The following is a 12,608-nucleotide window of genomic DNA, read 5'->3' as shown; positions in this document are numbered from 1 at the left end:
GCAATGACGACCCCCACAACCACCCCCATCACCAGCGTCCTCGTCGCCAACCGCGGCGAGATCGCCCGCCGGGTCTTCGCCACCGCGCGCCGCCGCGGGCTCGCGACCGTGGCGGTCCACTCCGACGCGGACGCCGACGGCCTGCACGTCGGTGACGCTGACGCGGCGATCCACCTGCCGGGCAACGCGCCCGGCGAGACCTACCTGCGCAGCGACCTCGTCATCGAGGCGGCGCAGCGGGCCGGCGCCGACGCGATCCACCCCGGCTACGGCTTCCTCTCCGAGAACGCCGACTTCGCCCAGGCCGTCATGGACGCCGGACTGACCTGGATCGGCCCGGACCCCGAGGCGATCCGCGTCATGGGCTCCAAGATCGCCTCGAAGGAGAAGATGCGCGAGGCCGGAGTGCCGGTCCTCGAGCAGCTCGAGCCGTCGGCGATCACGCAGGACGATCTGCCCGTGCTCGTCAAGGCCTCCGCCGGTGGCGGCGGTCGTGGCATGCGGGTCGTGCGCACGCTCGCCGAGCTGGAGAGCGCGGTCGAGTCCGCGTCGGCCGAGGCGGGGTCGGCCTTCGGTGACGCGACGGTCTTCTGCGAGCGGTACCTCGAGACCGGCCACCACGTCGAGGTGCAGGTCATGGCCGACCGGCACGGCACGGTGTGGGCGCTCGGCGAGCGGGAGTGCTCGCTGCAGCGGCGCCATCAGAAGGTCGTCGAGGAGGCTCCCTCGCCGCTCGTCGAGCGGGTCGGACCGCAGATGCGCGAGGCGCTGCTGTCGGCGGGGCGGGCTGCCGCCGCGGCGGTCGGGTACGTCGGCGCGGGCACCGTGGAGTTCCTCGCGACCGAGGACGGATCCTTCTACTTCCTCGAGATGAACACGCGCCTGCAGGTCGAGCACCCGGTCACCGAGTGCGTCACCGGGGTCGACCTCGTCGGGCTGCAGCTCGACGTCGCCGAGGGCCGCCCGCTCGTCGGCGACGAGCCGACGATGACCGGCTGGTCGATCGAGGCGCGGATCTACGCTGAGGACCCGGCCGACGGCTGGACCCCGCAGACCGGCACCGTGGCCACCTTCGACGTGCCGGGCGTGCGCGCCGAGTTCGACCTGCCGCCCTCGCACGGGGTCCGGCTCGACGCCGGCTACGGCGCGGGCTCGGTCGTCTCGACCCACTACGACGCGATGCTCGCGAAGGTCATCACCTGGGCGCCGACCCGGGAGGTGGCGGCGCGTGAGCTCGCCTCGACCCTGCGGCGCAGCCGGGTCCACGGCGTGACGACGAACCGTGACCTGCTCGTCGCGACCCTCCTGCACCCCGAGGTCCTCGCGGGCACGGCGGACACGGGCTTCTACGACGCCCATGGGCCGGCCGAGCTCACCGCGGGCAGCGGCCTCTCCCCCGAGCTGGGCGCCGTCGCCGCCGCGCTGGCCGACGCCGCCGCGGGCCGCCCTTCGCTCGGTGGGCTGGCCGGGATGACCCCGGGCTTCCGCAACGTCGGCGGTGGGCTCTTCCGCCGGCGCGGGTACGCCGTCGGCGAGGCCGAGATCTCGGTCGGCTACCGGCTGGGGCGTGACGGCCTCGAGGTCGAGTCCCTGCCCGAAGGGGTGGAGAGCCTCGCCCTGGTGAGCCACGACGCCGACCGGGTGGTGCTGCTCGTCGACGGCGTGCGGCGCACCTTCGAGGTCTCGCGGCACCCGGTCGCCGGCCAGGACGAGCCCGGTGTCGCCGTCGACTCCGCGCTCGGCTCGGTCGAGCTGCGGACGCTGCCGCGGTTCGTCGACCCGTCGGCTCAGGCCCCGGAGGGCGCGCTCGTCGCGCCGATGCCGGGTGCGGTCGTCCGGGTCGCGGTCGAGGTCGGCGACACCGTCACCGCCGGGCAGCCGCTCATGTGGCTCGAGGCGATGAAGATGGAGCACCCGGTCGCCGCGCCCGCAGCCGGTACCGTCACGGAGGTCATGGTCACCGTCGGCCAGCAGGTCGAGCAGGGCACGAGCCTGGCCGTCGTCGAGAGCACCGAGGAGGACGCAGCATGAGCGAGCAGGCTGCACCCGAGCGCCGAGTCGCCGTGGGCACCGAGGGCGGGGTCATGACCCTGGCCCTGGACTCGCCGCACAACCGCAACGCGCTGTCCAACCAGCTCGTCCGCGAGCTCACCGAGGGGCTGGCCGCGGCGGACGCCGACGAGTCGGTGCGCTGCGTCGTGCTCACGCACACCGGTGGCACCTTCTGCGCCGGCGCGGACCTCACCGAGGCGACCGAGGGTGGCACCGACGACCCCGCCCGGGAGCGTGCCGAGCAGCTCGTCGACCTCCTCGAGGCGATCGTGCGGTGCGGCAAGCCGGTCATCGGTCGCATCGACGGGCACGTGCGGGCCGGCGGCATGGGGCTCGTCGCCTCGTGCGACATGGTCGTCGCCGGGCCGTCGTCGACCTTCGCGCTCACCGAGGCGAAGCTCGGGCTCGCGGCAGCGGTCATCTCGATCCCCGTGCTCGCCCGCCTCGACGACCGCTCCGCCTCGCGCTGGCTGCTCACCGCGGCGACGTTCGACGCCGCGGAGGCGCAGCGCATCGGGCTCATCACGCAGGCTGCGGAGGACGTCGACGCGGGTGTGACCGCGCTGACCGACGAGCTGCTCCAGTGCTCCCCGCAGGGGCTGCGCGAGACCAAGGTGCTGCTGACCCACGCCCTGCTCGAGGCCTTCGCCGCCGGGCGTGACCGGGTGGCCGAGCAGTCCTCGCGGCTCTTCCAGAGCGAGGAGGCCCAGGAGGGGATGATCGCCTTCCTCCAACGGCGACCGCCGCGCTGGGCGCCCGGGGCCCAGGGCTGATCGGAGCCAGCATGAGCACGACGACCGAGCCGAAGCAGGACCGCAGCCGAGCCACCCGGCAGCGGCTCCTCGAGGCGGCCGTGACCTGCCTCGCGACGAAGGGGTGGGAGGCCGCGACCGTCTCGGTCATCGCCGCGGAGGCGGGGATCAGCCGGGGCGCCGTGCAGCACCACTACCCGACCCGCGAGGACCTCGTGCTCGCCGCGCTGCGCTTCATCTTCGACGAGCGCAAGGCGCAGATCGAGGCGACGCAGATCTCCCGCAAGACCGGTCGGGCCCGGGTGCACGAGGTCGTCGCGCTCATGGTCGACGTGTACGGCGGCGAGCTCTTCCGTGCTGCGCTGCAGGTGTGGACGGTCGCCGCGGCCGACCCGCACCTGCGGGATGCGGTGCAGCCGATGGAGCGGACCTTCGCCCGGGAGGTGCACGAGATGGCGGTGCGTCTGCTCGAGGTCGACGACGCCGACCCGCAGAGCCGGGCACTCATCCAGGCCACCCTCGACCTCTCCCGCGGGCTCGCGCTGGCCAACCTCATCACGGACGACTCCAAGCGCCGCCGCCGCGTCGTCGCCACGTGGGCCGACCAGCTCGCCGACGCCCTCGGCGTCACCGACTGACCCCGCCCGCCCCTTCGCCGGCGCAGAAGGTGTGTCTGTTCTGGACGACATGCCAGATCGGGCCTGTCGCCCTCCGACTCCATGCGGATGACGCACGCGGACATGGCCGATCAGTCATGTCTCCAACCCTCACGTCAGGGGACGGGAGCCGGCCGCTCCTGAGACCACCGAGACTGCGCCGAGCGGCGCACGTGGCTGCGGGCGTGCTCGAGCGCTGGCGGGAAGGTGTCGAAGAGGTGCCGCTGGTGCCGCAGGGAGTCGATGACGCCGACGCTCTGCATGAGCGGGAGGTGGGCTGCGGGGACACCCTTGATGAGCACCGTCACCCCCTGGCTCTCCAGGGCGCGGACGATCTCGGCGAGCGTGTTGGCGCCGGTGGCGTCGAGCGTGCGCAGCTCGGAGAAGGCGAGGATGACGACCTCGATGCTCCCCTCGGCGCTGACCTCGCTGCGGACCCGCTCGGCCGCGCCGAAGAACATCGATCCGCTGAGGCGGTATACCGCGATCCGCTCGTCCTCGGCGATGGGCGCCGAGGTGATCTCCTCCCGGCGGACGCCGCTGGTTCGGGCCACCGCGAGGAGCGCGAAGACCGCCGCGACCCCGATCCCGAGCTGCACGGCCTCGATGAGGTCGACGAGCACGGTGACGGCCATGGTGAGGACGAGGACGATCGCGTCGGCTCGCGTGCTCCGCAGGATCGTGCGGACCTCCTGGTAGGGGATCATCCGGACCGCGGTGAGCATGAGCACCGCGGCCAGGGCCGCCATGGGGATGCGTGAGACCGGCCCGGAGGCGAGGTAGATGACGCCGAGCAGCACGACGGAGTGCGAGATCGCCACGAGGCGGGTCTGACCGCCGGAGCGCACGGCCACCGCCGTGCGGGCGATCGCCCCGGTCGCCGGGATGCCACCGAAGGAGCCGGAGGCGACGCATGCCAGACCCTGCCCAACGAGCTCGCGGTCGGGGTTGTACCGGGCGTCCCCGGAGAGGTCGACGGCGACCCGCGCGGACAGCAGCGACTCGATCGCCGACAGCGCCGCGACGGCGACGGCCGCACCGAGCACGGCGGAGATCACCTCGGGCTCGAGCGACGGCACCGCGGGGGCGGGCAGGGAGGAGGGCAGCTCGCCGATCCGCGCCAGGGGCAGGTCGCCGAGCTCCGCGAGCACGGTGACGAGGACGATCGCGAGCAGGGACCCGGGCAGGCGAGGAGCGAGCCGACCGAGCAGGAGCATGATCCCGACGACCACGAGGACGACGAGCACGGGCCAGCCCGCGGCCGTCCAGTCGGCGGACTGCACCGCGTCGAGCGCCGCGGCGACCGGGCGTCGGCCGACCGCACCGGAGGAGTCGAGGACGAGCGGGACCTGCTGGAGGAAGATGATCGCGCCGATCCCGGCGGTGAAGCCGGCGATGACCGGCCACGGGACGAGCCCGATGAGCTGACCCAGGCCGAGCAGCCCCGCGGCGACGAGCGCCAGGCCGGCGAGGATGCCGACGAGTGCCACCGCCGCGACGCCGTGCTCGCCGACGATCGGCACGAGGACGACGGCCATGGCTCCGGTCGGCCCGGAGATCTGGATGTTCGAGCCACCGAAGACCGCGGCGACCAGACCGGCGACGACCGCGGTGACCAGACCGGCGGCGGCGCCCGCACCAGAGCTGATCCCGAAGGCGAGCGCCAGCGGCAGGGCGACGATGCCGACGGTCGCGCCGGCAGCGAGGTCGCCCTTCCACGTCCGGCGGACGTCGGCGTAGTCGGAGCGGTGCGGCAGCAACCCGCGCAGGGCGGCGGCAGTCATCGTGCGCCACCGGACTCGACGGCCAGCGCGAGCCGCTCGTGCTGGGCGTCGAGGTGGGCCAGCAGGAACTCGCGCGCGCTGCCGAGCAGGGTGGCGACCTGGGGGTAGGCGAGCTCGCAGGTCACGGTGTTGCCGGTGCGGGTCGAGGTCACCACGTGGTGCCGCCGCAGGACGCCGAGGTGCTGCGAGAGCAGCGACGCCTCGAGCTCGGTCTCGGCGAGCAGCGTGCTCACGGGGACCGGGGCGTCGGCGGCGACGAGGATCTCGAGCACGCGGATCCGGGCGGGGTGGGCCAACGCCTTGAAGAGGTTGGCCTTGATCTCGTAGAGCGGGGCGTCGGCAGGAGGTCCAGGCATTTGAGCAGTTTAGCAAATGCTCAATCCGTTGCCGACCGGTGCCTCTCTGCGCAACTGCCCGGGTGCGAGAAGGACGCGGTGGCGAGCACGCGCTGGCAGGATGCGCGCATGACGCAGCGCCAGACGACCCCGCCCGCGGAGCGGCAGGTCTGGGCGGTCGCCGCGCTCGTGTGGCTGCTCGTCGAGCTGATGCGGGGCTGGACGCCGCTGCTCATCACGGTCTTCGGCCGCGCGGCGGAGACGCCGCCGGAGCTCATCGGGCTCTTCGCGCTCGCCGTCACCGCGCTGCCGCTCGTCGTCCTCGGTCTCGCCGCGGACCGGCTGTCGTCACGCGCCGCCGCCCCCGCGCTGGTCCTCGCTGCGCTCCTCGCGCGCCTGCTCCTCCCCCTGCTCTCGGGCCGGCTCCTGCTCGCCGTCGCCACCCTCGGCGTGATGCTCGCCCTGACCGCGCTCGCGCTGACCGCCGCCCGGCTCGGCCGGGCGCTCGTGCCGGGCCTCTTCACCGGGCTCGCCGCGGGTGCGACGACCCACGCCGCCCTCGGGACCTGGGGTGCGGTGCACCGGCTCGACGTCGCTGGGTCGGTCGTCACGGCCCTCCTCGTCGCGGCGGTCGTCACCACCCTCCGAGGCCATCGCGAAGGGGCCCCCCGGCCGGCCCCCCTTCGTCTCGCCTGGGTCGTCCTGCCGGTCCTCCTCGTCGCGGGCATCGCCCTGGCCAACCCGGCCCGCGGGCTCGTCGCGGGCTCGGTCGGCGCGATGCTCGTCGTCGCGGCCACCGCCGCCGCGGCCCTCCTCGCCCGGCGCGCCTGGCCGCTCCCCCACCGGGCCGTCGCCGGCGTCGTGGTCGTCGCCGCCACCGCGGCGTCGATGCTCCGCGACCCGCTCGACGCGGTGGTCCTGCTCGCCCTGCTCGTCGGCATGCCCGCGCTGGCAGTGCTGCTCTCCGACGGCCGATCCGGGAGCGCCTCGCCGACACACGTAGCCCGCGCGGTCGGGTCGAGCGCGGTGGTCTTTACGGTGCTGCTCTTCGCCTTCTACGCCGGGTACGACATGGGCTACCGCGCGGACTGGGTGGTCGTGGCGGTCGCGGTGGCCGTCGTGGCCGTCGCCCTCCTGCCACCGCCGCCCGAGACGGTCACGACCGCCGGCCTGGCCCTCCCTTCGCGCGCGGCGACGGTCGTCGTCGTGGCTGCCCTGGTGGCGGGGGTCGGCCCCTTCGTCACCGTCCGTGCCCTCGACGACGCGAGGCCGCCCACCGACGGCACCGTCCGCGTCGCCGCGTGGAACCTGCGGATGGGCTACGGCATGGACGGCACCTTCCGCCCGGCCGAGGTGGCGCGGGTGCTGCGCGAGGAGGGCAGTGACGTCGTGCTGCTCAGCGAGATCGACCGGGGGTGGTTGCTCAACGGCGGTCAGGACCAGCTCGGGGTGCTCGCGCGGCTGCTCGGCTTCGAGATGGCCTTCGGACCGGCCGGCGACCAGGTCTGGGGGGACGCGATCCTCAGCCGGTGGCCGCTGGACGACGTCCGGGGCGAGCGGCTCCCCGGCTACGACTCGCTGACCGGCGCGACGGCGCTCAGCGCGACCGTCACCCCGCCGAAGGGGTCGAAGGTCCGGGTGGTCGCGACCCACCTCCAGCCGGACTCGGAGGGCGAGGACCCGACGCTGCGGCAGGCCCGTGACGTCGCGGCGATCGCGAAGGGGGTGACCGGTCCCGTCGTCGTCGGCGGTGACTTCAACTTCCAGCCGGGCAGCGGGTCGTGGCAGGCGATGCTCGACGCCGGGCTGACCGATGCCCTGGCCGCTGCGCGTCCGCTGCGGACCGCGCGCAGCGACGAGCTGACCGAGGAGATCGACCACGTCTTCGTCCGAGGGCTGACGGCCGCATCGCCCCGCGCCCCGGAGTCGCTGCTGTCGGACCACCTGCCGATCGTCGTCAACCTCCGGGTTGCAGCCCCGGCCAGCGACTGACGCCCGTCACGCGTGGCAGCGCGGTGAGAGGCACTGTCCGCCCTGGCAGACATGCGCGATGAGGCATATGGGTATGCAGCAGGCGAATGCCGATATGTCTCAACCGCTATGTGCCATACGAATATGCCGGATCGGCACTACGGGGAGAACGAGGGATGTCTTTCAGCGCCAGTGGTCTCCCGCGCCGTTACAGGCCGGTCCTGGCCCGGGCCGCCGGCTGATCGCGGTCAGCAAGGAAGTCAGCAGTCACCGTCGAGTCGACACCGTTGACCGCCCGAACGAGCGAGGCCAGCTGCGCGCTTGGCTCCGCCTCCGCGTCGAGCGCCGCCTCGAGCTGTGCGACCGCCGCGGGTGACAGCCTCAGAACACGCTGCTCGGCCAGGACCACACGAGCACGTTCGAGGGACGCCCCCATGACGAACGACGTGAGGTCCTGGCCCTGCGCCTCCGCCGCCTCACGCAGCAACGCCAATGATTCGGCACTGCACCGCAGGTTGAGTCGCTCGCTCTTTGTCGTCATGGCTTCACCCTCTTCTTCGCGCCGGGACTGTCAAATGTACTCACTCAGTACGCACATCGCAATGCGCTACTGATTCAGGGTGGCTAGCGGGCGTGCCGCTCCGGAAGCCACTACGGTCGAGCGCACTGCTGAAGGCAACGATCTCAACGGGATGGACCGAACTCATATTCTCACCGTACGAGTCAGGCACGACAACGTCCTGGCACCAATCAGCCGGGCCTCGTCAGACGTCCACCCAGCGCTTCTCGCCCGGGACGGCCACCCCTTCGCCCGAGGTCGCGGAGGCGACGACCGCGGCGAGACGCGCCTCCTCCCCCGGCGCGACGGCGACGTGCAGGGTCGCCCGCTCGGCGTAGTCGGTGCCGGTGACGACGAGCCCGGCGCTGCGCAGCTCGTGCTCGACCCGGCCGGCGTCGGCATGGCCGACGGCGAGGGTGTGCTCGTGGACGAGCCGGCGCTCGAGCGGCCGGGCGTCGTCGAGGGCTGTGCGGACGGCGTCGCCGTAGGCGCGGACGAGCCCGCCGGCGCCGAGGAGGGTCCCGCCGAACCAGCGGGTGACGACGGCGGTAACGTCGCGGTACCCGGAGCCGCGGAGGACGTCGAGCATCGGGGTGCCGGCGGTGCCGGCGGGTTCGCCGTCGTCGTTGGAGCGCTCGGTGCGTCCGTCGGGGCCGAGGATGAAGGCGCTGCACGTGTGCCGGGCGTCGTGGTGCGCGCGCCGCTGTTCGTCGATGACGGCGCGGGCCTCGGCCTCGGTGGCGGTACGCACGATCCGGCAGCGGAAGCGTGACCCCCGGTCCTCGACCTCACCCCACGCATCGGCCGCCACAGTGCGGTAGGACGACGGGGCCCGCGGGGGTTCGCCGCCTGCCATCAGTACTCGGCTGCGGACAGGTCCGTCGCAGCGAAGTCGTCGCCGACGAAGATGACCGGCTCGCCGGTCGTGGCGGCGAGCGCGTAGGTGAAGCAGTCGCCGAGGTTCAGCCCGGCTGCCGATCCCGTCCCCTGGCCGAAGTCGCGGTGTGCCTCACGGGCCAGCTCCGCCTGCTCGCGCGTGAGGTCGACGACCTCGACCCGGAGGACCGTGAGCAGCTCGTCGAACCGACGGCGGCCTGCGGGCCTGGTCCGCCGGTCCAGGACGATGCCGCACTCGACGTAGGTCGCCGCGGACATCCGAGGGCGCTCGGCCGCCGCGATGGCGGCAAGGATGCGATCCGCCTCGCGTTCCTGCAGGAGGACTGCCATGACGGCCGAGGTGTCGATGATCATGCGGGCAGCCCGTCCTCGTCGTACATCCCTGCGAGGTGCCGGCGCACGGCCTCCCGGTCGGCGTCTGTCCAGGACTCGGTGATCTGTGCGGCGAGTTCCTGGGCCCGGGCGATCCGCTCGGCCACCGGGTCATCGGAGCTGTCGAGTCCGGCGAGGTAGCTCTCGAGTGCGGCTTCGAGCGCACTCGTCTGGGTCGTACCGGTCCTCTCGGCAGCCTCACGCGCCAGGGCATGGACTCGGGCGTTCTTGATGTTCATCGCCATGGTTTACACCTCACTATCGCCAAGTCTACACCTAGGTACCATACGGGGCGCTGCGTAGGGTGCGGCGATGACCTTCTCGATCGTGGCCAGGGACGGGGACGCGTGGGGCGTCGTGGTGGCGAGCAAGTTCCTCTCGGCGGGTGCGGTCGTCCCGCAGGTCGAGATGGGGGTCGGCGCGGTCGCCACCCAGGCGATGGCCCGGGTGGCGTACCGGGGCGAGCTGCTCGCGGCGCTGGCGCGGGGCGAGTCCGCGCAGGCGGCGCTCGATGCCGCGGTGGCCGCGGACGCCGGACGCGGTGACCGTCAGGTCGGGGTGGTCGGCGATGGCGGTGCCGCGTCGTGGACGGGGCCGGGGTGCATGCCGTGGGCGGGTGGACGCACGGGCGAAGGGGTGAGCTCGGCCTACGCGATCCAGGGCAACATCCTCGTCGGTCCGGAGGTCGTGGAGGAGATGGAGCGGGCCTGGCTGGCGTCGGCGGGCGACCCGCTCGACGCGCGGCTGCTCGCGGCGCTGCTCGCCGGGGACGCGGCGGGTGGGGATGCGCGGGGCCGGCAGTCGGCGGCGATCCTCGCCTACGAGCCGGGCACGGGGTACGACCGGTGCGGGGTGCTGGCGGACCTGCGGGTCGACGATCACCCGGACGCCCCGGCCGAGCTCGCGCGGATCCACTCCCTGCACACGCTGTACTTCGGCGCTCCCGAGGGCGTCGCGCCGCTCGAAGGCGAGCTGCGTGAGGAGGTCACGGGACTGCTCGTGCAGGTCCGTGCCCGGTCGGCGGACGCGGCGGAGTCGGTCGAGGCGACGCTGGAGTGGTGGATGGGCGAGGTCAACCTCGAGACCCGGCACGCGCTGGTGGGATCGACGCCCGCGTGCTCGAGGAGCTGCGGCGGGAGGCGGCTGAGCGCAGCGCGGGCTAGCGCGCGTTCTCGCCGCGGTCGACGGTGCGGGTCCACCCGTCGCCGTCGCGTCCGTAGATGATCCGGATGTGCTGCCGGTCGGGCGAGCCCTGCCAGTACTCGATGCGCTGGGGCTGGACGCGCCAGACCCGCCACTCCCCCGGCGGCACGGTGGCGCGGGCCTGGGGGCTGCGGGCGGCGAGGTCGGCCTGGCACTCCTCGTGGCTCGCCTGGACGACGGGTCCGCGGATGCGGATGGCGCGCATCTGCGGCTGCCTCCACAGGCTGAGGGCTGCGGCGGGGTTCGCGGTGAGCTGAGCGGCCTTGCGGGAGGAGGCGGTGCCGGCGAAGGCCCACCCTCGCTCGTCGACGTCCTTGAGCAGGAGGGTGCGCGCGTCGGGGATGCCGTCAGCATCGACGGTGGCGAGGGTGACGGCGATCGGCTCAGGGACGCCACCTACGACGGCCGTGCCGAGCCAGTCGGTGAAGAGGTCGTGCGGGTCCGAAGGGAGCGCGTCGAGGTCGGGGGCGGTACCGGTGAGCGAAGGGATGGTCCGGAGCCGGTCGGCGATGCTCATGCGATCACCCTGGCATGTTGCATGTTGCTCACGCGTCGCCGGGGTCGCCGCGGAAGGTGGACATCGTCTCGCCCAGGGTGATCTCGTGCCCGCAGTCCTTGCACTTCACCGTCCAGAAGGTCGGGCTGATCACGCACCCGCCGAGCTCGAGGTCGTGGTCACGCTCGACCTCCTCCATGGCGGCTGCGGACGGCAGGCCGTAGAGGCGTCGCCGGAGACTGGTGGAGCCGCGGGCGGGGCAGGTCTCGGCGGTGGTCATGCGCTCTCCCCGAGGAGGACGAGGTGGAGGGTCTGACGCAGGAGGGTGACGGTGCGCTCGGCGTGGGCGCGCTCCCGCTCGCAGGCGGCTGCCTCGGCCTGCTCGCCGCGGTCGAGGGCGTCGTCGTGCGCCGTCATCCACTCGATCTCCTGCTCCTCGTTCCACCGGATGAGCTCGAGGATGAGGTCGTCGTCGTACCCGCAGAGCTTGGCCATGGCGTGGGCGTCGACTGAACCCTCCTCGAGCGCGTCGAGCTGGAGGAAGCGCGCCATGACGGGGTGGATGCGGTCGGGCTCGCCGTCCGACGGGGCTGACTGCGGAGACCCGAGGAAGGTCCGCCCGCCGGTCGCTCCGGCGACGCTCTCCTGCTCGCTGTCGATGACGTGCAGGAGGTGGGCGAGCGCCCCCTTGAGGTGAGCCGGGACGAAGGGGGCGGCTGGCAGGTCGACGCTGACGAAGACGGTGCCGTCGGCGTGGACGAACTTCAGGAGCTCGTGCTCCTGGTTGAGCCGGGCCACCGCGGCGTCGGCAGCAGCACCGACGCTGATGTCGATCGCCAGGTGCCCGAAGACCTGGACGAGGGTCCGTCGCGGGTGGCACCGCACGAAGGCGACTGCCCGCCCACGAGGCACGACAAGGTCGCCGTCGGAGTCACGGCGCGGCTCCTGGCCGAGCATCGCGGTGAGGGTGCCGACGACGACGTGACCCAGGTGGTCCGGGCCCAGGGGGCGGACGACCATGTCGCCCCACGCCTCCGGTGAGCCGGCCGGTGCCTCAGGAGTGAGGGCTCGCTCGCGGCTCACGAGCATCGACGGGTGGACGACGTCGAGGACGTCACGCAGGACGCTGACGACGAGCGCTGCCGCCTCGTCGACGTGGCTCATCGGGAAGGCGGCGGTGTACCCCTTCGCCGAGCGCCGGGAGAGACCGAGGCGACGCAGGTCGGTCAGGCTCGACCGGCTGAGCCGCTGATCCGGCGCGACGGTGCTGTTCGACGCGACCCAGACGACGACCTCGTCGCCGGCGCGTCGCACCGCGACGAAGTGGCGACGCACCCGGTCGTCGCGCTGCTTGATGAAGAGCGGGATGCGCCCGTCCCGCAAGGTCACCATCGTGTCCGCGAGCGCCTCGCGGAAGTCACGCCACGCGCTCTCCAGCGCCTCGTCGAAGCTCCCCATCTCGACCACCCGACCCCCCCATCTCGAACCGACACCCCAACGGTACGGATGACCACTGACAACGCTGGGGCGT

Annotated in this window: 14 protein-coding genes; 5 read left to right on the top strand and 9 right to left on the bottom strand. The window is 73.1% G+C overall.

From position 1 onward, the window contains the following. Nucleotides 1–3 precede the first annotated feature (3 nt). The 3 genes from JNO54_RS08230 to JNO54_RS08220 are packed head-to-tail and all read left to right on the top strand — an operon-like array spanning nucleotide 4 to nucleotide 3,442. Entirely contained in the window at nucleotides 4–2,031 is a 2,028-nt protein-coding gene (locus JNO54_RS08230; protein ID WP_204143467.1) for an acetyl/propionyl/methylcrotonyl-CoA carboxylase subunit alpha, read from the top strand. Further along, nucleotides 2,028–2,825, top strand: coding sequence for an enoyl-CoA hydratase family protein (locus JNO54_RS08225; RefSeq protein ID WP_204143466.1), 798 nt, complete (start codon nucleotides 2,028–2,030; stop codon nucleotides 2,823–2,825). The genes JNO54_RS08230 and JNO54_RS08225 overlap by 4 nt, the downstream gene beginning before the upstream one ends. An 11-nt stretch (nucleotides 2,826–2,836) precedes the next feature. Next, the gene (locus JNO54_RS08220) at nucleotides 2,837–3,442 is read left to right on the top strand and encodes a TetR/AcrR family transcriptional regulator (protein WP_204143465.1); all 606 of its coding nucleotides are present in this window, start codon (nucleotides 2,837–2,839) and stop codon (nucleotides 3,440–3,442) included. A 134-nt stretch (nucleotides 3,443–3,576) separates the two neighbouring features. On the opposite strand, the gene JNO54_RS08215 is transcribed toward JNO54_RS08220, so the two are convergent. Both JNO54_RS08215 and JNO54_RS08210 read right to left on the bottom strand, forming a co-directional pair. Next, complete coding sequence (locus JNO54_RS08215; protein WP_204143464.1) at nucleotides 3,577–5,244, bottom strand: SulP family inorganic anion transporter; 1,668 nt, start codon at nucleotides 5,242–5,244, stop codon at nucleotides 3,577–3,579. Further along, a complete protein-coding gene (locus JNO54_RS08210) occupies nucleotides 5,241–5,600 on the bottom strand; it encodes an ArsR/SmtB family transcription factor (RefSeq protein ID WP_204143463.1) in 360 nt (119 codons plus the stop codon). Before JNO54_RS08210 ends, JNO54_RS08215 begins: the two co-directional genes overlap by 4 nt. A 108-nt stretch (nucleotides 5,601–5,708) precedes the next feature. Here JNO54_RS08210 and JNO54_RS08205 point away from each other — a divergent pair, with 108 nt between their 5' ends. Beyond that, nucleotides 5,709–7,571, top strand: coding sequence for an endonuclease/exonuclease/phosphatase family protein (locus JNO54_RS08205; RefSeq protein ID WP_204143462.1), 1,863 nt, complete (start codon nucleotides 5,709–5,711; stop codon nucleotides 7,569–7,571). 187 nt (nucleotides 7,572–7,758) lie between these two features. Here the strand turns inward: JNO54_RS08205 and JNO54_RS08200 are convergent, their stop codons facing one another. The 4 genes from JNO54_RS08200 to JNO54_RS08185 form a co-directional block, all read right to left on the bottom strand. Continuing rightward, on the bottom strand, nucleotides 7,759–8,091 hold the full coding sequence (locus tag JNO54_RS08200; RefSeq protein WP_204143461.1) for a type II toxin-antitoxin system TacA family antitoxin: 333 nt from the start codon (nucleotides 8,089–8,091) through the stop codon (nucleotides 7,759–7,761). Nucleotides 8,092–8,314: 223 nt separating this feature from the next. Further along, nucleotides 8,315–8,965 carry an IMPACT family protein gene (locus JNO54_RS08195; RefSeq protein WP_204143460.1) on the bottom strand — a complete coding sequence of 217 codons (651 nt, stop codon included), beginning with the start codon at nucleotides 8,963–8,965 and terminating at the stop codon, nucleotides 8,315–8,317. After that, nucleotides 8,965–9,360, bottom strand: coding sequence for a type II toxin-antitoxin system VapC family toxin (locus tag JNO54_RS08190; protein ID WP_204143459.1), 396 nt, complete (start codon nucleotides 9,358–9,360; stop codon nucleotides 8,965–8,967). The genes JNO54_RS08195 and JNO54_RS08190 overlap by 1 nt, the downstream gene beginning before the upstream one ends. Then, on the bottom strand, nucleotides 9,357–9,623 hold the full coding sequence (locus JNO54_RS08185; RefSeq protein ID WP_204143458.1) for a type II toxin-antitoxin system VapB family antitoxin: 267 nt from the start codon (nucleotides 9,621–9,623) through the stop codon (nucleotides 9,357–9,359). The genes JNO54_RS08190 and JNO54_RS08185 overlap by 4 nt, the downstream gene beginning before the upstream one ends. A gap of 67 nt (nucleotides 9,624–9,690) precedes the next feature. On the opposite strand from JNO54_RS08185, the gene JNO54_RS08180 reads away from it, so the two are divergent. Beyond that, nucleotides 9,691–10,602 carry a DUF1028 domain-containing protein gene (locus tag JNO54_RS08180; protein ID WP_204143457.1) on the top strand — a complete coding sequence of 304 codons (912 nt, stop codon included), beginning with the start codon at nucleotides 9,691–9,693 and terminating at the stop codon, nucleotides 10,600–10,602. Here the strand turns inward: JNO54_RS08180 and JNO54_RS08175 are convergent. The 3 genes from JNO54_RS08175 to JNO54_RS08165 are packed head-to-tail and all read right to left on the bottom strand — an operon-like array spanning nucleotide 10,538 to nucleotide 12,535. After that, nucleotides 10,538–11,098, bottom strand: coding sequence for a pyridoxine/pyridoxamine 5'-phosphate oxidase (locus tag JNO54_RS08175; protein WP_204143456.1), 561 nt, complete (start codon nucleotides 11,096–11,098; stop codon nucleotides 10,538–10,540). The genes JNO54_RS08180 and JNO54_RS08175 overlap by 65 nt on opposite strands. 28 nt (nucleotides 11,099–11,126) lie before the next feature. Further along, nucleotides 11,127–11,357 carry a hypothetical protein gene (locus JNO54_RS08170; protein WP_204143455.1) on the bottom strand — a complete coding sequence of 77 codons (231 nt, stop codon included), beginning with the start codon at nucleotides 11,355–11,357 and terminating at the stop codon, nucleotides 11,127–11,129. Next, nucleotides 11,354–12,535: a T3SS (YopN, CesT) and YbjN peptide-binding chaperone 1 gene (locus tag JNO54_RS08165; protein WP_204143454.1), complete on the bottom strand. Its 1,182-nt coding sequence runs from the start codon at nucleotides 12,533–12,535 to the stop codon at nucleotides 11,354–11,356. Before JNO54_RS08165 ends, JNO54_RS08170 begins: the two co-directional genes overlap by 4 nt. Nucleotides 12,536–12,608 lie beyond the last annotated feature (73 nt).

This window comes from Janibacter endophyticus, assembly GCF_016888335.1.
In the GTDB taxonomy this organism is placed as follows: Bacteria; Actinomycetota; Actinomycetes; order Actinomycetales; family Dermatophilaceae; genus Marihabitans; species Marihabitans endophyticum.
Note: the sequence above shows the minus strand (reverse complement) of the source record. Positions and strands in the feature narration are given on the sequence as shown.